Source organism: Roseateles sp. P2_H4 (assembly GCF_056403315.1).
This window is the reverse complement of the sequence record NZ_JBFUFR010000016.1, coordinates 88,297-106,388: the sequence shown is the minus strand read 5'-3', so window position 1 is coordinate 106,388 and position 18,092 is coordinate 88,297. Positions and strand designations below refer to the sequence as shown.

Here is an 18,092-nt window from a genome sequence, read left to right as displayed (position 1 = left end):
TGGCCCAAAACTGGCCAGCCCGCCGGGCCGACCGGCAGTCAGCTGCCGAACTGTTCGTTCCCGGCCACGCCCATCTTCTTGACGCTGTAGCGCTGCGCCGAGGCCATCACGGCGGCGACGGCGCTGTAGTCCACCAGCTTGTTCGGCTTGATATGCACTTCGGGCTGCTCGGCCTCGGCCAGGGCGCCCACTGCCTGCATCTTGGCGTCGACGGCGGCGCGGCCGTCCAAGGCCTGGCCATCCCAATAGACACTGCCGTCGAAGTCGATGGCCACGGTATGCACGACCGAGGCCGGCGTCTGCTGCTTGCTCAGCCCGATGTCCAGCTTGATGGCGTGAAACTGGGTCGGGATGGTGATGATGAGCATCACCAGCAGCACCAGCATCACGTCGATCAGCGGCGTCGTGTTGACGTCCATCAGGGCTTCGGGTTCTGCGCTGCCTTGCAGCGTTGCGACATGCATTCCCATGGAGACCTCCCGGCATTGGTGGCTGCTCTCGCCAGCGAGCGACGAGCGCTGCTGCCGATGATGCCCAGCAGGGGGCGCAAAGACAATGGGACTGGGCGCTTTGCAGCGATGGCGGGTTTGTCCTTGTCTTTTCCTGTCGATTCCAGGCGGGTCGGATCGTCGCAGGTGGGGTCACACAACTGACTGGACGAAAAGGAACTCGCGCGATGAAGCTGCTTCTCACTTCAGGGGGCGTCAGGAACCCCAGCATTCGCAAGGCGCTGGTGGACTTGCTGGGCAAGCCCATCGCCGACTGCAGCGCTCTGATCATCCCCACCGCGCTGTACGGGCACCCGCAGGGCACCCCCGCTGGCGCGTGGCGCTTCATCACGGGACAGTCCGGCTGCCCGATGGCGGAACTGGGATGGAAGTCGCTGGGCGTGCTGGAGCTCACCGCGCTGCCCACCATCGGTGAAGCGCGCTGGTTGCCCTGGGTGCGGGAGGCGGACGCCCTGCTGGTGGAGGGCGGCGATGCCCTGTACCTGTGCCACTGGATGCGGCAGTCGGGGCTCGCGGCCGTGCTGCCGTCGCTGGAGCGCACCGTGTGGGTGGGGCTGAGCGCCGGCAGCATGGTGATGACGCCGCGCGTGGGCGACGCCTTCGTGGAAACCAGGCCGCCGATCACCGGTGACGACAAGGCGCTCGGCCTCGTCGACTTCTCCATCTTTCCGCACCTGGACCACCCGGGTTTCGACGAGAACACCATGGCCTGTGCGCAGCGTTGGGCCGCCGACATCGGCKGCCCGTCCTACGCCATCGACGACCAGACCGCCATCMAGGTGGTGGACGGCAAGGCCGAAGTCGTGTCGGAGGGCAACTGGCGGTACTTTGGCGGGTGACGGGGCAAAGCTGGCGGGGGCGGCTTTGCAGCGTGAGCGGACGGGGCTGGCAAACTGTGCGTCTTCATCAAGAAGGGACGGTTTCAGATGAAGACGACGTGGATCGCGGTAGCGCTGGCTCTACTTGCAGGATGCGCCAAGAAAGCGCCAGAGCCAGTTGTGAACCTCAGTGGTTTCGAGCTGGGCGGCAGCGCAGAGCAGGTGAAGCAATTGGCGCCCGATTGGAAAAGCATAACCATCGGAGGCGTCCTTTCCTATTACGTTCATTTAGGTCCATCGGCGGAGTTTGGAACTGATAACAAGCTTCAGTCGCTGATGTTCTTGTTCCAATCAACGAGCTTCAGCCAAGTTGTTGGAACTGTTTCGAGCAAGTACCCAAGCCTGGCCTGCAAGGACAGCAGGGGGTCGCATCCCGATGGCAGCGCCACCTTCGACCAAACCGTATGCTCGATGAGGGTCAAAGGCGGCGAGTTGGTCATCGAGCGTGTCTATGGTGACGTCAAGGTGTCCGTCTTGACGCTGAAGAGCGATGCCGTCATCTCCGAAGAGAAGCAGAAGAAACAGAAATGAAAGCGCGCCCTTGCCCTTTCTGCGGGGCAATCGAATGGCTCTCGTAGCCGCGGTGGATGGCCGCCTCCAGCCTGAAGCTGTCCTTTCTTTCGCGCCCTTGTTGGACCGGCACGCCATCGGCAGCCTTCTCGACGCTCAAGGTGCGGAGCCGTACCAGTTGGCCTTGTCCTCGAGGAAGTAGTCGTGGTCCGGGGGCTCGACGGCTTCGCCTTCGAAGACCCCCGCCGGGAACCCGAAGACTGCTGGCAGCCGCACGTCTGCCGTGAAGACATGCGACCCACACTGCTTGCAGAACGAGCGCTGCAAGTTGGGCGTCGGTTTGAACACGCTCAGCCCTTCGGCGTTGTTCATCACGACTTGATCGCGCAGTGCCGTGATCCATGTCGTGAATGCCGCACCGGATAGGCGACGGCACTCCCCGCAGTGGCAATTGACCGGGCGACGCAGCGGGGAAGAGACCGTGACGGAGATGGCACCGCAGTAGCAGGAACCACGGGCGGAAAGAGGCTGGGTCATGGGCGGGCAGATGTCAGGCGGCAAGTCGCCAGCACTATGCCTGCGCTCAATAGCCCCGGCCGCGGTCCACATGGGCAGGAATCACGCCGTCCCTTCGGTAGGCGGCGATATTGGCTGCCACGATGCCGGACGCCGTCTGCCGGTCGGTGGGCGCCGAGATATGCGGCAGCACCGTCACCGCAGGATGCGTCCAGTGCCAGCTTTCGGCCGGCAAGGGTTCGGTGGCAAACACATCGAGCACCGCGTGGCGCAAGGCGCCGCGGTCGAGCGCGCGTCTGAGGGCTTCGTCATCGACGACGGCGCCGCGGGAGAAGTTGATCAACGAGGCCTGGTGGCGCATTCGGCCCAGGGTCGAATCGTTCAGCAGCCCGCGCGTCTGAGCCGTCAGCGGCAACAGGCAGACCACGATGTCGCTGCTGGTCAGCACCGCCGCCAGTCCGCCGTCGCCGGCGTGGCAAGTCACACCACTAACCTCGCGCAGGCTTCGGCTCCAGCCCTGCACCTTGAAGCCCGCGGCCACCAGCCGGCGTGCCGCCGCTTCGCCGAGGGCGCCCAGGCCGAGCAGGCCCACGGTCTTGTGTTGCGGCCGCACGTAGTCGAGGGCCTGCCAGAGGCGCTCGCGCTGCTGTTGCGCGTAGCGCGGCATGTCGCGGTGCAGATAGAGCGTCCAGGCCAGCACGGCTTCGGCCATCGTCTGCGCCAGCTGCGGGTCGACCAGGCGCACGACTTTCAGCTCCGTGTCGCCGAGCTCGGCCAGCAGGCGCTCGACACCGGCCCAGACGCTGTGCACCCATTGCAGCCGCGGCAGGCGGCGCAGGTCCTCGGGGCGCGGGTTGGCGACGATCGCGACCGTGCAGGCCTGGCGCTCGGCATCGTCCAGCGCAGCGAATGGCACGATGCTTTCGTCGGGCATGGCCGCCTGCAAGGCGGCGATCCACTCGGCTTCGAAGGGCGAGCCGGGCGCTGCGATGAAGGGCAGCACACCGGTCACGTCGCATAGACCTTGTCGAGGTCGGCGAAGCCCTTGATCTCGATGGGGTTGCCGCTGGGGTCGAGGAAGAACATGGTGGCCTGCTCGCCGGGCTCCCCGACGAAACGCAGGCTGGGCGCGATGACGAAGTCCAGGCCGCGAGACGTGAGGCGATCGGCCAGCGCGCGCCAGTCGGGCATGGCCATCACCAGGCCGAGATGCGGCATCGGCACCAGGTGCCCGCCCACGCGCCCGGTGTTCGCGACCGGGAAGGGTTCGCCGAGATGCAGCGAGATCTGGTGGCCGAAGAAATCGAGGTCGACCCAGGTGTCGGTGCTGCGGCCCTCGCGGCAACCGAGCAGTTCGCCATAGAAGGCGCGAGACGTGTCCAGGTCACGGACGTGATAGGCCAGGTGGAAGACGCTTCTCATCGTTGCGTGCCGCGCAGGCCGTGCTGCGTGATGTGGGCGATGGGCACGCCGACGTAGAAGATGTGCGCCAGCAGGCCGGCGACGATGTTCCATCCCTCCGGCAACTTCCAGCCGCTGACCCCGGACAGCGGCACGACGACGTAGACCATCGCCACCCAGGTCAGCACGCCGTAGACGCTGCCCCAGAGCCAGGGACGATCCGTCAGCACGCTCAGCCTGAGCGCCGCGAAGAAGTAGATCGCCGCCATCGCGGTGGTGAGGGCGAAATGGCACAGCAGGCCCAGGGCCGCCATCTCCTGGCCGCCCTTCATCGCCGAGGCGCCGACCAGCCCGCTGGCGATGTATTTCAGGATGCCTGGCACCGTGGCGCCGTGCGAGGTGTAGCTCGCGAACGCGGCCAGGATGTCCAGGGCTCCGGCCACCATGCCGGCCAAGGCTATCGTCACGATTCTGCGCACAAGGTCTCCCCGCGGTCGGGCCAGCAAGCGGCGCATCTTAGGGTGGGGGAACGCCCAAGTGGCACCGTCCGGCGCAGCGACAAGTGGCTCCAGCATGTGATGATCGTCGCCTCGAATCCGGGTCAGGGACTGGGGATGGTTGCGTTTCGGGTCAGTGTCAGCAACTCGCCATGAGCGTGCGCCATACCCTGGGCTTTCAAGCCATTGCCAAATCCTTCGGCAGCGTGGCCGTTCTGCATGACGTGAGCTTCGAGCTGACTGCAGGCCGCGCCGTCGGCCTGCTGGGCGAGAACGGCGCGGGCAAGAGCACGCTGATGAAGATCCTGGCGGGCTACGAGGCGCCGAGCGGTGGCGAGCTGAGGCTGGATGGCAGGGCGGTGCGCTTCGACGGCCCGCGTGCGGCCGAGGCGCAGGGCATCGCGATGATCCACCAGGAGTTCGCGCTGGCCGAGGCCCTCACGGTGGCGCAGAACATCTTCCTCGGGCATGAACTCAAGCGCGGCTGGCTGCTGGACGACCGCGCCATGCGCAAGAGCGCCGCGCAGTTGCTGGCCCAGATGGGCCTGGATTGCTCGCCCGACACGCCCGTGCGGGCCTTGAGCCTGGCGCAGAAGCAGCGCGTGGAGATTGCCAAGGCGCTGCAGCGCCGCGCCCGCGTGCTGGTGATGGACGAGCCCACGGCGACGCTGACGAGCACCGAAGCCGAACAGCTCTTCGGCCTGGTGGACAGCCTCAAGGCCGACGGCGTGACGCTGATCTACATCTCGCACAAGCTGGAGGAGGTCGAGCGCCTGACCGACGAAGTGGTCGTCATGCGCGACGGCCGCTTCGTGACGCGCGCCCCCACGGCCAGCCTCAGCCGGGCGCAGATGGCCAGCCTGATGGTGGGGCGCGAGTTGAGCGATCTGTTCCCGCCCAAGTCCGCCCGGCCGGACGCGGAGCCGCTGCTGAAGGTGCAGGGCCTGAGCGTGCCGGGCTGGGCGCACGACGTGAGCTTCGAGGTCGCGCCGGGCGAGATCCTCGGCTTCGCGGGCCTGGTGGGGGCGGGCCGCACCGAGTTGTTCGAAGGCCTGATCGGCCTGCGGCCGGGCACGACCGGAAAAGTCGACATCGCCGGCCACGCCGTGCGCTTAGCCAACCCGCGCGAGGCCGCCGACCACGGCCTCACCTATCTCAGCGAAGACCGCAAGGGCAAGGGCCTGCACCTGGACTTCGGCCTGCGCCAGAACCTCACGCTGATGGCGCTGTCACGCTACGCCAGGCCCTGGCTGCGGCCGGCCGACGAGGCCGCGGCGCTGCGGCGTGCGGTCGATGAATTCGGCATCCGCGCGGGTTCGCTCGATGTGCCCGCGCGCTCGCTGTCGGGCGGCAACCAGCAGAAGCTGGCACTGGCCAAGGTGCTGCACCCCGGCCCGCGCATCGTCGTCCTCGACGAGCCGACGCGCGGCGTGGACGTGGGCGCCAAGCGCGAGCTCTATGGCCTCATCCAGCGCCTGGCGGCCGATGGCCTTGCCGTCATCGTCGTGTCCTCCGAGCTGATGGAGCTCATCGGCCTTTGCCACCGCATCGCCGTCATGCGTGCCGGCCGCCTGCAGACCGTGCTTGATGCCCACGAGGCCACCGAAGACCTGCTGATCGCCCATGCCACTGGAACGCACTGACGCCATCGCCGCGCGCCTTCGTGGCCTTGGGCCTCTTGCCGGCCTGGTCGTGCTGTGCCTGGTTGCCACCTTCCTCAACCCCGAGTTCGCGACCGTCGACAACGCCCTCAATGTGCTGACCCGCACCACCTTCACCGGCATCATCGCGGTGGGCATGTGCTTCGTCATCGTGGGCGGCGGCATCGATCTCTCCGTCGGCTCCATGGCCGCGCTGATCGCCGGCTGCGTCATCCTGCTGATGAACGCGCTCGGCGCCCGTGGCGTGGCACCGGGGCTGGCGGTGGTGGCCGGTGCCAGCGGCGCCGTGCTGCTGGGCAGCCTGCTGGGCTTTGCGCATGGCTGGCTGATCACGCGCGGCCGCATCGAGCCCTTCATCGTCACGCTGGGCACGTTGGGCATCTTCCGCGCGGTGCTGACGTGGCTGGCGGATGGCGGCGCCATCACGCTGGACAACGAGCTGGCCGACGCCTACGCCCCGGTCTACTACGGCACGCTGCTGGGCGTGCCGGTGCCCGTTTGGGTGTTCGCCGTCGTGGCTGTGGCCGCGGCGGCCCTGCTGCAGCGCACCGCCTATGGCCGCCATGTCCAGGCCATCGGCTCCAACGAGCAGGTGGCGCGGTATGCGGCGGTCAAGGTCGATGCGGTCAAGCTGGGCAGCTATGTGGTGCTGGGCGCCATGGTCGGCGTCGCCACGCTGCTCTATGTGCCGCGGCTGGGCTCGGCCTCGCCCACCACGGGTTTGCTATGGGAGCTGGAGGCCATCGCCGCCGTCATCATCGGCGGCACGGCCCTCAAGGGCGGCTCGGGCAGCATCGCCGGCACGGTGGTGGGCGCACTGCTGCTGTCGGTGATCGGCAATGTGCTCAACCTCACCAGCTTCATCAGCATCCATCTGAATGCCGCCGTGCAGGGCACCGTCATCATCGCCGTCGCCTTCATGCAAAGACGGCAACGCTAAGGAGACTTCCGCATGTTGACCCGCAGACTCGCCACCGCCTTGGCGCTCACGGCCGCCTTTGCGGCCCAGGCCCAGGCGCCCGTTCATCTGGGCGTGGCCATCCCCTCGGCCGACCATGGCTTCACGGCCGGCATCGTCTGGTGGGCCAACCAGGCCAAGAAGGAGCTGGAGGCGGCCAACCCCGGTCTCAAGATCACCGTCAAGGCCGCGGCCTCGGCCGGCGAGCAGGCCAACCAGCTGCAGGACCTGCTGACGACGAACAAGATCAACGCCCTCGTCATCCTGCCGCAGGAGTCGGCCGCGCTGACCAAGCCCGTGCAGCAGCTGCACGGCAAGGGCGTCTATGTGACCGTGGTGGACCGCGGCCTGACGGATGCTTCCGCGCAGGACGCCTATGTGGCCGGCGACAACACCGCCTTCGGCGCCGTGCCGGCCGAGTTCATCGCCAAGCAGCTGGGTGGCAAGGGCGACATCGTCGCGCTGCGCGGCATCCCGACCACCATCGACAACGAGCGCATGGATGCCTTCAAGGCCGGGATCGCCAAGAGCCCGGGCATCAAGCTGCTGGACGCCAAGCATGGCAACTGGAACCGCGATGACGCCTTCAAGGTGATGCAGGACTTCCTGACGCGCTACAAGAAGATCGACGCCGTCTGGGCCGCCGACGACGACATGGCCTTCGGCGTGCTGAGGGCCATCGACCAGGCCAAGCGCAGCGACGTCAAGCTGGTGTTCGGCGGCGCCGGCGCCAAGGGCATGGTCAAGATCCTCAAGGACGGCAGCGACCCGCGCATCCAGGCCAATGTGTCCTACTCGCCCAAGTTCATCTATGACGCCATCAAGCTCACGGCCGAGGCGCGCCTCAAGGGCCAGAAGCTGCCGGCCAAGACCATCGTGCCCTCGGTGCTCATCACCCGGGACAACGCCAAGGACTTCTACTTCCCGGATAGTCCGTTCTGATCATGGCAAGACCTCTCACTCTCTTCACGGGCCAATGGACTGATCTGCCGCTGGCCGAGCTGGCGCCCCTTGCCAAACGCATGGGCTATGACGGCCTGGAGCTGGCCTGCGGCGGCGACCACTTCAATGTGCAGCGTGCTTTGAAGGAACCCGGCTATGCGGCCGGCCAACGGGCATTGCTGGCCGAACATGGCTTGAAGGTCTACGCCATCGGCAACCACCTGATCGGCCAGGCCATCTGCGACCTCATCGACGAGCGCCACAAGGCCATCCTGCCGGCGCATGTGTGGGGCGACGGCGATCCCGAAGGCGTGCGCCAGCGCGCCGCGGCCGAGCTGGCCGACACGGCGCGTGCCGCCGCCAAACTTGGTGTGCAACGCGTGACCGGCTTCACCGGCTCGTCCATCTGGCACGCGGCCTACGCCTTCCCGCCCACTTCGCAGGCGTTTTGGGACGCCGGCTTTGCCGACTTCGCGCGCCGCTTCACACCCATCCTCGACGTCTTCGCCGAGCAGGACGTGAACTTCGCGCTGGAAGTGCATCCCACCGAGATCGCCTTCGACATCGCCACGTCCGAGCGCGCCCTGGCAGCGCTGGACCAGCACCCGCGCTTCGGCTTCAACTTCGACCCCAGCCACCTGGCCTACCAGGGCGTGGACTATGTGCGCTTCATCCGCCAGTTCGCCCCGCGCATCTTCCATGTGCACATGAAGGACGTCTGGTGGGGCCGCGGCGACGGCACGGTCGGCACCTTCGGCGGCAACACCAGCTTCGGCGACCCACGCCGCGGCTGGGACTTCCGCAGTGTGGGCCGCGGCATGATCGACTTCGAATCCATCATCGTGGCGCTGAACGACGTGGGCTATGCGGGGCCGTTGTCGGTGGAGTGGGAAGACAGCCGCATGGACCGCGTGCATGGCGCCACCGAGAGCGCGGCCTACTGCCGGCGTCTGGACTTTCCGCCGGCGCATGGCGCGTTTGACGCGGCCTTCTCGAAGGGCATGGCGGGATGAGGAAGTTGAGGGTTGCGATGGTTGGCGGCGGTCGTGATGCCTTCATCGGCGCCGTGCACCGCCATGCGATGGCGCTGGACGGCCGCTACGAGCTGGTGGCCGGCGCGCTGTCGGCCACGCCCGAGAGGTCGCTGGCCTCGGGCGGCGATCTGGGGCTGGCCGATGACCGCATCCATGCCGACTGGCGCGCCCTGCTGGCCGACGAGATGCGCCGCCCGGCCGAGGAGCGCGTCGACCTCGTCGTCATCGTCACGCCGAACCACCTGCATTTCGACGTTGCGCGCGCCTTTGTCGACGCGGGCTTTCACGTCGCCTGCGACAAGCCGCTGGTGCACGGCAGCGCCCAGTCCGAGGAGCTGGTGGCGCTCGTGCAGGCCCGTGGCACCGCCTTCGCGGTGACCTACAACTACACCGGCTACCCCATGGTGCGCGAGGCCCGCGAACTGGTGCGGGCGGGCGTGATCGGCAAGGTCCGCAAGGTCATCGTCGAGTATCACCAGGGCTGGCTGGCCGGCGCGCTGGAAAGCGCCAGCAACAAGCAGTCGAGCTGGCGCATGGACCCGGCGCAGAGCGGCCCCGGCGGCGCGCTGGGCGATATCGGCACGCATGCCGAGAACCTGCTGCACACCGTTGCCGGCCTTGCCATTGAGCAGCTCTGCGCCGAGCTCAGCAGCTTCGGCCCCGGCCGCCAGCTCGACGATGACGCCAGCATCCTGCTGCGCCTCGCCGGCGGTGCGCGCGGCGTGCTGCTGGCTTCGCAAATGGCGGTGGGCCACGAGAACGACCTGCGCCTGCGCGTGTTCGGCGAACGCGGCAGCCTGGACTGGCGGCAGGAAGACCCGAACCTGCTCATCCACTCGCCGCTGGACGAACCGCCACGCCGCCTCACCCGAGGTTCGGCCCACCTCAGCGAAGCCGCACGCCGCGCCTGCCGCCTGCCGCCCGGCCACCCCGAGGGCTTCATCGAGGCCTTTGCCAACCTCTACACGGAACTCGCCGGCGACCTGCACGCGGGCACTCGCAGTGGCGACTACCCGCGTGTCGAGGACGGCGCACGTGGCGTGCGTTTTGTCGAACGCGCGGTGGCGTCGAAGGGGCAGTGGGTTGACTTTCAGGCAGACTGAAGCGCGCCTCAGCGGTGGCCCTGTGCGCAAACGAACACATGTCCGTGGCGTTGCCATCGCGTTGATCTTCAAGTGGGCGGCCATCCTCGCATTCGCGTACTCGGTGGCAGCCATCAACCGGAATGCCGCGGAGTCGAGCGGCGTTCTGAACCCCTTGGCCACCGGGCCGTTCGCGTTCTACTCCATGGGTTGGTGTGTATCCCAGGGGGCCGGCGCTCTGATTACTGCTTTGGCCGGTTGCCTCTGCGTGCATTTCGCTCCAGCAAACACATGGCGAGCTCCGGCAATGCTGGCTCTGGCGTATCTCTGCATGGGCGCCTTGAGTGTTCCCGCTGCGGCTGGCGTACTGCTCGGTGTCTATTGGGTTTTGGCAAGTCCGGTGAGCCTTTTGCTGGGTGTTCTTGTCTACAAGCGCTTTGAGGGTGCGCATGCCCAGTAGTGAGCCTATGAATTCCGGCGACGAAGCAAAGTCCAACCGTTCGCCGGCGCGCGCATTGGGGGCCTGGCTGTTGACCGCGGCCCTCATGGCCGGATGCGCCGCGCCGCCGCCACCGGTGTTCGACCTCGGCAATATTCCGGTTGATGCGCAACTGGCCCTGAGCCCGAGCGGGCAGCGGTTGCTGGTGACCTGGCCAGGCAAGGCGCCCAGGGCCGAGGCGAGATTGCTGACGTTTTCCGGCAAGACGGTCACGTCGATCCGGACGGTGCCGCTGCCGGACGACACCTTCAACATCGCCTACGGCCGCAGCGAAGACCACCTGGTCGTGACAACGCTGAATCGGCAGCAGGCGAGCGCCTTGGTGCGTATCGATCTGCAGAGCGACGCGCGCACGGTGCTCTACACCGGCGCAGCGCGGATGGGCTTTCCGCTGGAACTCGGCGATGACGAGCATGTCTTCCTGGAAGCCACGCAGCCCGGCGGGCGCTTCGGCCTGTGGCGCCGCCTCCAGGGCCAGCAGAAGACCTTGCTGCATGAGCAGATCTACGGCCGCGCGACCCAGCTCGATCACGTTCAAGGCACTCTGTTCCTGAATCATCCAACGAAGCCACTCAGCTTCCAGGCCTTGCAGGGCAGCCTCCCGGCGGGCTTGCAAGGGCTGGTGGACGCCTCGACCTTCATGATCCATTGCGCGGACAAGGACCCGCTCACCTGCGTGCGTTCGCATCTCTTCTTCGGGCCGACGGGCCAAAGCTTCGGAACGATGGAGATCTTCAGTGGCAAGCGCCGCTGCAAGGTCAGCGGCCAATGGATGGACGAACGCGAGATGCTGATTTCTCGCGACGGCAGCGCCGTGGTCTTTCACGCGCCGATCGGAGGGCGCGACGGACCGAGGGCCATCTATCGGGTCAGGAACGAGGGTGGCAGTTGCACGGCCGAGCAGGTTCAACTCGAGGGAAGCGGCGGTTGATGAACCGGCAGTGACGGGCTGCGGCCCGTCGCCACCGGTTATGCCTGGGCGGCGTGGCCATATCCTTGGCGGGTTTGATTCACTGTGCCCACCGCAATTCAGCCGACAAGAATTCAATGGAAATACCTCGCCTCAGCGTGCGGGCCCTGGCGTTAGGGCTCGTGACCATGCTTGCACTGGACTTGATGACGGGCATCGCCGTGCTGGTTCTTTGGCCCGGCGATACCAGCACATCAGCCGATGTCGCAGCGCTGGCTGCACAGCCTGCATACCTGGCAATGACGTTCGTGTTTGGGACCCTGACGACGGCCGTAGGCGGCGGCGTCTGCGCTCGCCTCGCGCCGACACTTCCGTACTGGAACGCCGCGGCCTTCGGCGTGCTCAGTGTGATCGTGGGACTGCTTCTGTCCGATCTGACCCAGCCTTTGTGGTTCACCGTGATGGCCATCTTGGTCACGATTCCGGCTGCCGTCTATGGTGCCCATGTAGGCCTGAAACGAAGGCGATGACGGCGAGCATTCGCTCAAGCCGACGTCCGTTTTGCAGCGCTGGCTGTCATTGATACCGCCAAGTCCACCGACCACTTCGTAACACCCCTCGGCCGCTCGCGCGGTAGTGCTTTCATGGCGCCGTCGATGTGCCGGGTCTTGGCGCTCCGCGCGAGAGGGTCAGGCATTGCTCAAGCTAGGCCTTGAAACTTAAGCCCTGACTCTGAGCCTTGCACGACCCCGAGCCTGCGAGCCTGATTCTGCAGGTTTCGGCCGCTCATACCTTGGCGAGGAAGGCCGCCGCATCACCCGCTTCACACTTCCAGTCTGCGAAGACCCCGACCAGATTGCATTCCACGCAGCGGCAAGCGATGTAGTACCAGCGCACGTCATGTGTGCCCTCGTACACGGAAACGCCGGACATCAGCTCGAACACCTCGTTCTCGCACACGCACTCGTGCACCTCGGGCGCGGCCTCTTCAACGTAGTCCGCGCTGTCGCCCATCAGGTGTTCCTGCCCGCAGTCGGTGCAGGTGCGGATCGCCACGCCAGCTTCTTCGTCGCTCTGCAGCGCGAAGGTCCGGCACCCGCAGTCGCATTTGGACGCGGCAAAACGGACGGCCTCATGGCGATTCGCAACGCTGTAGCTGCGCAGCTCGGCCTGGGTGTCGCCGGACGTCGTCCCGTACCAGAACTCGCCCTTCTTCGTCAGTGCCATTGATGCTGCTCCATTCTTCAAGGTGGGCTTCCCGGCAGGCCTGACGCCAGGCTCGCCCCGATCATCTTGATTTTGCCTGGAGGCCTGGCGAGTCGTCGTCAAGGGCCCGGGTCGGGGTGGTCGTCGACAAAGCTGCGGACATCCTTAAATGCCGACTCTTGGAGATTGCAGCCATGCGGCGGCCTATCCGATTCGAACGGCTCCTATCAGCCTGGAGCATGCCCCATCCTGGTCTTCGCTCAGATCGCAGCGACTCCGCTCGGTTGGCGCGCCAATGGTTGTGCTTTGGCGGCGTGTCCACCACGTCGCGGCAAGCCACCGCCAGCTCAAGGAAGTCGAGAGGGTCAGGCGAGTGGCGCGGCGCCCAGTTCGCGGCGCAGCCAGGCGCGGGCTAGCGTCCAGTCGCGCTTGACGGTGGCGAGCGACAGGTCCAGCGCCTGCGCGATCTCGTCGTTTTCGAGCCCGCCGAAGAATTTCAGCTCCACCACCCGGGCCGCCCGCGGGTCGACGGCTTCGAGGGCCAGGATGGCCTCATGCACGGCCACCACGTCGGGTTCGGCCTGAACGCCGATTTCCGGTGCATCGGTGATCGACAGAGACACCAGCTGCGCCTCGCGCTTCTCGGTGCGCTTGGCCATCGCGTGGTTCACCAGGATGCGCCGCATCATGGTCGACGCCACCGACAGGAAATGCGCTCGGTTGGCCCACTGCGTGCGCGTCTGCTCGGCCATGCGGAACCAGGCCTCGTGCGTGAGCACCGTCGGGCTCAAGGTGTGGGCGTTCGCCTCGCGGCCCATGTGGGCGCGCGCTATGCGGTGCAGCTCGCCGTACAGCAGCTCGAAGAGCTGGTTCGATGCGCCGGCCGCGTCCGTGTCGAGCCGGCGCAGCCACTCGGTGACGTCGGCAGCGGCGGGATTCGAAGCGGGAGCGGCAGTCATGGCGAGCGCATTTTGCGCGCGGCGCCGCGACACGCCTGCGAGGGATTGCTCGGTTGAGGCGTGCCTGTTTTCACGCCCGATGAGCCTTTTGGCCGCGCCGCACGGCGTACCCCGGCATGCCTCTCGAATCGGCGAGGGGCGCGACCCCCTCACACCGGACTCCACCATGACATCGACCCCTTGCCCAACTCCCCACGGCCTGCGCGGCCTCGTGATCGCGGCGGCCACCGTGGCCGTTGCCACCTTGGCCGGCTGCGGAGGGGGTGGCAGCACGGCGCCCGCAGCACCGGCCCCTGCACCGGTCCCCACGGCGCCTGCGCCCACCCCCGCGCCCGCACCAGCGCCGGCGCCTGTCCCAGCGCCCGCTCCAGCGGTCATCAAGGCCACATTGACCGGCGTGGCCGCGCGCGGCGCGCCCGTGGTCGGCGGCACGGTCACGGCCACCTGCACCAGCGGGCCGGCCACGGTCTCGCTGCCGACCAGCGCCACCGGCACCTGGACCGTCGACGTGCCGGCCAACACGCTGCCCTGCGCCTTGCAGGTGTCGGGCGGCACGGTGGGTGGCGCGCCGAATGCGCTCTCGCTGCACAGCATTGCCGTGGCCGCCGGGCGCGTGAACATCACCACGCTCACCGACCTGACGATTGCGCGCGCTGCCGGCATGCCGCCCGCGACCTGGTTCGCGGGCCTGGCCGCCGCACCGGTGGGCACCCGGCTCGACACCGCCGGAGCGCTCACCCAGTTGATTGCCGCCCTCACCGCCGGCAGCTACGTGCTGCCCACCGGGCCGTTCGACCCCTTCACCGTCGTGTTCGACGCCAGGGCCGGCGACGCTACGGACGCGCTGCTGGACAGCGTCATGGCCGCTGCGCTCGCCAGCCACAAGACCTACATCGACCTGATCGCCGACTTCAGCGCCGCCACCGGCGGCATCTACCGCTTGCCGCCCGCGCTGACGGGCAACGATCCCACGCCACCGGCGCCGCATGCCATCGTGCTCACGCCCAAGGGGCAGGCGGTGGCTGCAGACGTCGCGCCGGCCATCGGCACGTGGCAGGGGCAGCTGGGCCGCGTCTTCACGCCGGGCCAGGCGACGCAGGAGACCACCTCCTGCAGCATCGCCGTGGCCAAGGACGGCATGCTGACCGTCTCGGCCGGTGGACGCAGCCTGCAGGCCGCCGTCAACGGCGACGTGGGCGACCTCATCCTCAACGTCGTCAGCCTCACGCGGGTCCAGGCCAGCGACGTACCGAACGACCGCTACGCCCAGCTCACCCTCGTCAAGGGCGTGATGGCGCAGGGCGTGGCGCGCCAGGGTGGCTTCGGCTTCAGCGACGCCACGGACCGGGTGGAGTGCTGGCTGACCAACCCCAACCCGACCAGCGCAGGCAGCGCCAACGTCGCGACGCTGAACGGCGCCACCGCGGCCAATATGTCGGCGGCACTCGTCGGCCACTACACGAGCAGCAGCTGCACGCTGGACGTGTCGAGCAGCGGCGTCTTCCACCTGGTGAGCGGCAATGTCGACGTGACGACGCGCCTCGCCGGCGACGAGGACGACGTCATCGTCACTTTTGGCGACAGCGTGGCGGTGCAGGCACAGGACTACTTCAGCGCCGGTGAGCAAACCTGGGTGACGCTGGCCTACCAGGCACCGAACGCGGCGCTGAACGTGCCGGCCTCGTACAGCGCCGACGCCAGCCACCGCGCGCCGCGACCGGTCAAGTCGCTCGCGCAGTGCAACAGCCTCGTCAAGCAGTGATGGCACGGGGGCGGTTCCCCCGCTCCCGGACCTGCCACCCCGTCACTACAGTCGCGTCGCCACCGCCCACCCGAGCCCGCCGATGACCACCCCCACTCCCACGCCAGCCGACTGGGCCGCCCTGCGAAGCCTCTTCGACGAGGCTTTGGCACTGCCCGCGGCCGAGCGTGCGGCGCATGTCGACGGGCTGGCCGTGAGTGCCGCGCTGAAGGCCGAGCTGCACTCGCTGCTGGCCCACCACGCCGATGACACCGACGGCGAGCCCTTGCTGTCGCGGCCCATCGCCGAGAGCGTGGCCGCCAGCCTGTCCCGCGACGGCGAGCGCTTCGGCGCGTGGGCGGTGGTGCGCTGCATCGGCAGCGGCGGCATGGGCGAGGTCTACGAGGCACGCCGCGCCGACGGCAGCTTCGAGGGCCGCGCGGCCATCAAGGTGATCAAGCGCGGCATGGACAGCGACGCCGTGCTGCAGCGCTTCGCGCAGGAGCGCCAGGCGCTGGCACGGCTGCATCACCCGCACATCGCCCAGCTCTTCGACGCTGGTCTCAGCGCCGACGGGCTGCCCTATTTCGTCATGGAGTTCATCGATGGCCTGCCCATCGACGAAGCCGCGCGCCCACGCCGCATCGAGGAGCGCCTCGCGCTCTTCCTGCAACTGGCCGACGCCGTCGCGCATGCTCACCGCAACCTGCTCGTGCACCGCGACCTCAAGCCCGGCAACGTGCTCGTCACGCGCGACGGGCAGGTCAAGCTGCTCGACTTCGGCATCGCCAAGGCCCTCGACCCGGCCGAGGCCGAAAGCAGCCATGGCAACGACAGCACGCTGGGCGCGGCCCGCCCCTTCACGCCCAACTACGCCAGCCCCGAGCAGGTGCGCGCCGAGCCGGTGGGCACGGCCACCGATGTCTACTCACTGGGAGTTCTGCTCTACCAGTTGCTGACCGGCCAGCGCCCCTACGGCCGCAGCGCGCGCAGCCCCGCCGAGGCCGCGCGCGCGGTGCTGGACGAAGCACCGACCCGCCCCTCGCAACTCAGCAGTCCCGACGCTGCGGCGCCCGATGCCCCCGCCTGGCTGGCCACGCGGCAGCGCCTCAAGGGCGACCTGGACAACATCCTGCTCAAGGCGCTGGAGAAGGATGTGGACCGCCGCTACGCCAGCGTCGACCAGTTCGCCGCCGACGTGCGCGCCACGCTGGCGGGCTACCCGGTCAGCGCCCGCGCGCCCAGCCGCGGCTATCTGCTCGCCAAGTTCGTGGGGCGCAATCGCCTGCCGGTGAGTTTGGGCCTGGGCGTCGTGCTGGCCCTGGCCGGGGGCCTGGCGGCGGCATCCTGGCAGGCGCACGTGGCCAAGCAGGCTCGCGCGGCGGCCGAGCTGYGGCTGGCGGCCGTCAAGGGCATCACGGCCGACCTGGTGTTCCGCTTCGGCGATGCGATCACCTACCTGCCTGGCGGCCGCAAGGCCCAGGATGCGCTGCTGGCGCAGACCCTCGCCGCGCTCGACCCGCTGGTGCAGGGCGAACAGCCCGATGGCGACCTGCAGGCGCTGAGCGCCTCCATCCTCGCGCGCCGCGCCGATCTGCTGGGCAACGACACCAACGGCACGGCCGAACTCGGTCCCCAGACCGATGCGATGGCGCAGCGCGCCATCGAGCTGGGCGAACGCCTGTGGGCCAGCCAGCATCGCGACTGGCGCTTTGCGCAGTGGCATTCCAGGGTGCTCCAGGTGCAGTCGGTCCGGCTGCGCAACGCCGGCCAGAGCGAGCGTGCGGTGGCCAACATCCGGCTCGCCATCCAGCGCCTTGAAGAGGCCCGCCCGTTCGCCAGCGGTGACGTGCTGGGCCGCGCCGCCCTGGGCGTGGAGCTGGCCAACACCACCCTCAGCCTCGGCCAGACGCTGAGCGCGGCCGGCCAGCTGGATGAAGCCCTGGCCCTGTACGCCAAGGCCGAACCGGTCTACCGCGAGCTGCTGGCCGACACCGCCATGCAGGCCGAGAGCGACGCCCGCGCTGCACCCGGCGAGATGAAGACCGAGGTCTACCTGCGCCACCAGCTCGGCGTCGCGCTGGCTTCCCGCGCGAAGACCTTGCTGCGCCTGGACCGGCTCGACGACGCCCTGGCCCAACTGCAGGCCGCCATGCCCTTGCGCCGCGCCAATGTCGAGGCCGAGCCCGCCAACATCGCCTGGCACGATGGCCTGCTGCAGGAGGCCAACAACCTGTCGCTGGTGCAGCTGCGCCGCGGCGAATGGGCCGCGGCGCTCGAGGCCTCGACGCTGGCCTGGACCGAGAACGAGCGCCTGGCCCGGCAGGAGGGCCCCAAGAGCAAGTGGGCCCAGATGCCGCGGACGCTGGCCACCCAGCATGGGCTCGCGCTGTGGCGCAATGGCCAGCCTGTCCAGGCGCTGGCGGTGGTCGAACAGGGCCTGGCCGCACACAAGGCAGCGCCCGGCGCGGCGCCCAGTCCCGCGGCCGACCTGCGCTTGAGTGCCCTGCAAGCCGTGCACGGCGCCCTGCTGGCCGAGCTTCACAAGCCTGGCGCGCAAGCGGAATTGCGTGAGGTGCTGGCCCGGCTGCAGCCGCTGTTCGACGACCCCAACCTGGGCCGCCCGGCGCGGCTGGCCTGGGCCGAGGCGGCCGCCTGGCTGGTGGCRCTGAAGCCGGCCGATGGCGAGGCGCTGCGCCAGCAGGCGCTGGGCGCACTGGCGGCTGCGGCCCGGGTGCTGCCGCTGGCCGCCGACCACGCCGCGCTGAAGGGCCGGCTGGAGACCTGAC

19 protein-coding genes are annotated in these 18,092 nt (G+C 68.3%); 12 read left to right on the top strand and 7 right to left on the bottom strand.

The features are described 5' to 3' along the window. Nucleotides 1-38 precede the first annotated feature (38 nt). Nucleotides 39-470, bottom strand: coding sequence for an ExbD/TolR family protein (locus tag AC1DW3_RS13975; protein ID WP_477931927.1), 432 nt, complete (start codon nucleotides 468-470; stop codon nucleotides 39-41). Nucleotides 471-676: 206 nt separating this feature from the next. Here AC1DW3_RS13975 and AC1DW3_RS13970 point away from each other — a divergent pair, with 206 nt between their 5' ends. Together AC1DW3_RS13970 and AC1DW3_RS13965 are read left to right on the top strand one after the other, a co-directional pair. Beyond that, entirely contained in the window at nucleotides 677-1,348 is a 672-nt protein-coding gene (locus tag AC1DW3_RS13970; protein WP_477931926.1) for a Type 1 glutamine amidotransferase-like domain-containing protein, read from the top strand. Nucleotides 1,349-1,435: 87 nt separating this feature from the next. Beyond that, nucleotides 1,436-1,918, top strand: coding sequence for a hypothetical protein (locus tag AC1DW3_RS13965; RefSeq protein WP_477931925.1), 483 nt, complete (start codon nucleotides 1,436-1,438; stop codon nucleotides 1,916-1,918). A 135-nt stretch (nucleotides 1,919-2,053) separates the two neighbouring features. Here the strand turns inward: AC1DW3_RS13965 and AC1DW3_RS13960 are convergent, their stop codons facing one another. Genes AC1DW3_RS13960 through AC1DW3_RS13945 form a run of 4 tightly spaced genes read right to left on the bottom strand, consistent with a single transcriptional unit; the run spans nucleotide 2,054 to nucleotide 4,281 of the window. Then, complete coding sequence (locus AC1DW3_RS13960) at nucleotides 2,054-2,434, bottom strand: GFA family protein (protein ID WP_477931924.1); 381 nt, start codon at nucleotides 2,432-2,434, stop codon at nucleotides 2,054-2,056. Nucleotides 2,435-2,480: 46 nt separating this feature from the next. Beyond that, nucleotides 2,481-3,425, bottom strand: coding sequence for a 2-hydroxyacid dehydrogenase (locus AC1DW3_RS13955; protein ID WP_477931923.1), 945 nt, complete (start codon nucleotides 3,423-3,425; stop codon nucleotides 2,481-2,483). After that, complete coding sequence (locus AC1DW3_RS13950) at nucleotides 3,422-3,835, bottom strand: VOC family protein (protein ID WP_477931922.1); 414 nt, start codon at nucleotides 3,833-3,835, stop codon at nucleotides 3,422-3,424. Before AC1DW3_RS13950 ends, AC1DW3_RS13955 begins: the two co-directional genes overlap by 4 nt. Further along, the gene (locus tag AC1DW3_RS13945; protein ID WP_477931921.1) at nucleotides 3,832-4,281 is read right to left on the bottom strand and encodes a hypothetical protein; all 450 of its coding nucleotides are present in this window, start codon (nucleotides 4,279-4,281) and stop codon (nucleotides 3,832-3,834) included. Before AC1DW3_RS13945 ends, AC1DW3_RS13950 begins: the two co-directional genes overlap by 4 nt. Nucleotides 4,282-4,463: 182 nt before the next feature. Here AC1DW3_RS13945 and AC1DW3_RS13940 point away from each other — a divergent pair, with 182 nt between their 5' ends. The 8 genes from AC1DW3_RS13940 (at nucleotide 4,464) to AC1DW3_RS13905 (ending at nucleotide 11,927) form a co-directional block, all read left to right on the top strand. Continuing rightward, nucleotides 4,464-5,954 (top strand): sugar ABC transporter ATP-binding protein, encoded by a 1,491-nt coding sequence (locus tag AC1DW3_RS13940; RefSeq protein WP_477931920.1) that lies wholly within the window; start codon nucleotides 4,464-4,466, stop codon nucleotides 5,952-5,954. Then, the gene (locus tag AC1DW3_RS13935) at nucleotides 5,935-6,912 is read left to right on the top strand and encodes an ABC transporter permease (protein ID WP_477931919.1); all 978 of its coding nucleotides are present in this window, start codon (nucleotides 5,935-5,937) and stop codon (nucleotides 6,910-6,912) included. Before AC1DW3_RS13940 ends, AC1DW3_RS13935 begins: the two co-directional genes overlap by 20 nt. A gap of 12 nt (nucleotides 6,913-6,924) precedes the next feature. Then, a complete protein-coding gene (locus tag AC1DW3_RS13930; RefSeq protein WP_477931918.1) occupies nucleotides 6,925-7,872 on the top strand; it encodes a substrate-binding domain-containing protein in 948 nt (315 codons plus the stop codon). A 2-nt stretch (nucleotides 7,873-7,874) separates the two neighbouring features. Then, nucleotides 7,875-8,885 (top strand): sugar phosphate isomerase/epimerase family protein, encoded by a 1,011-nt coding sequence (locus tag AC1DW3_RS13925; RefSeq protein ID WP_477931917.1) that lies wholly within the window; start codon nucleotides 7,875-7,877, stop codon nucleotides 8,883-8,885. Next, the gene (locus AC1DW3_RS13920) at nucleotides 8,882-10,009 is read left to right on the top strand and encodes a Gfo/Idh/MocA family protein (RefSeq protein ID WP_477931916.1); all 1,128 of its coding nucleotides are present in this window, start codon (nucleotides 8,882-8,884) and stop codon (nucleotides 10,007-10,009) included. The genes AC1DW3_RS13925 and AC1DW3_RS13920 overlap by 4 nt, the downstream gene beginning before the upstream one ends. Nucleotides 10,010-10,070: 61 nt before the next feature. After that, nucleotides 10,071-10,448, top strand: a complete 378-nt coding sequence (locus AC1DW3_RS13915; protein ID WP_477931915.1) for a hypothetical protein — start codon at nucleotides 10,071-10,073, stop codon at nucleotides 10,446-10,448. A 7-nt stretch (nucleotides 10,449-10,455) separates the two neighbouring features. Beyond that, complete coding sequence (locus AC1DW3_RS13910) at nucleotides 10,456-11,418, top strand: YncE family protein (RefSeq protein WP_477931914.1); 963 nt, start codon at nucleotides 10,456-10,458, stop codon at nucleotides 11,416-11,418. A 167-nt stretch (nucleotides 11,419-11,585) separates the two neighbouring features. Then, entirely contained in the window at nucleotides 11,586-11,927 is a 342-nt protein-coding gene (locus AC1DW3_RS13905) for a hypothetical protein (RefSeq protein ID WP_477931913.1), read from the top strand. A 256-nt stretch (nucleotides 11,928-12,183) separates the two neighbouring features. On the opposite strand, the gene AC1DW3_RS13900 is transcribed toward AC1DW3_RS13905, so the two are convergent. Further along, nucleotides 12,184-12,624: a hypothetical protein gene (locus AC1DW3_RS13900; protein WP_477931912.1), complete on the bottom strand. Its 441-nt coding sequence runs from the start codon at nucleotides 12,622-12,624 to the stop codon at nucleotides 12,184-12,186. A 344-nt stretch (nucleotides 12,625-12,968) separates the two neighbouring features. Next, nucleotides 12,969-13,562, bottom strand: coding sequence for an ECF-type sigma factor (locus tag AC1DW3_RS13895; protein WP_477931911.1), 594 nt, complete (start codon nucleotides 13,560-13,562; stop codon nucleotides 12,969-12,971). 166 nt (nucleotides 13,563-13,728) lie between these two features. Here AC1DW3_RS13895 and AC1DW3_RS13890 point away from each other — a divergent pair, with 166 nt between their 5' ends. Together AC1DW3_RS13890 and AC1DW3_RS13885 are read left to right on the top strand one after the other, a co-directional pair. After that, nucleotides 13,729-15,324 carry a hypothetical protein gene (locus AC1DW3_RS13890; RefSeq protein ID WP_477931910.1) on the top strand — a complete coding sequence of 532 codons (1,596 nt, stop codon included), beginning with the start codon at nucleotides 13,729-13,731 and terminating at the stop codon, nucleotides 15,322-15,324. 82 nt (nucleotides 15,325-15,406) lie between these two features. Then, entirely contained in the window at nucleotides 15,407-18,091 is a 2,685-nt protein-coding gene (locus tag AC1DW3_RS13885) for a serine/threonine-protein kinase (RefSeq protein WP_477931909.1), read from the top strand. Nucleotide 18,092: the final 1 nt, after the last annotated feature.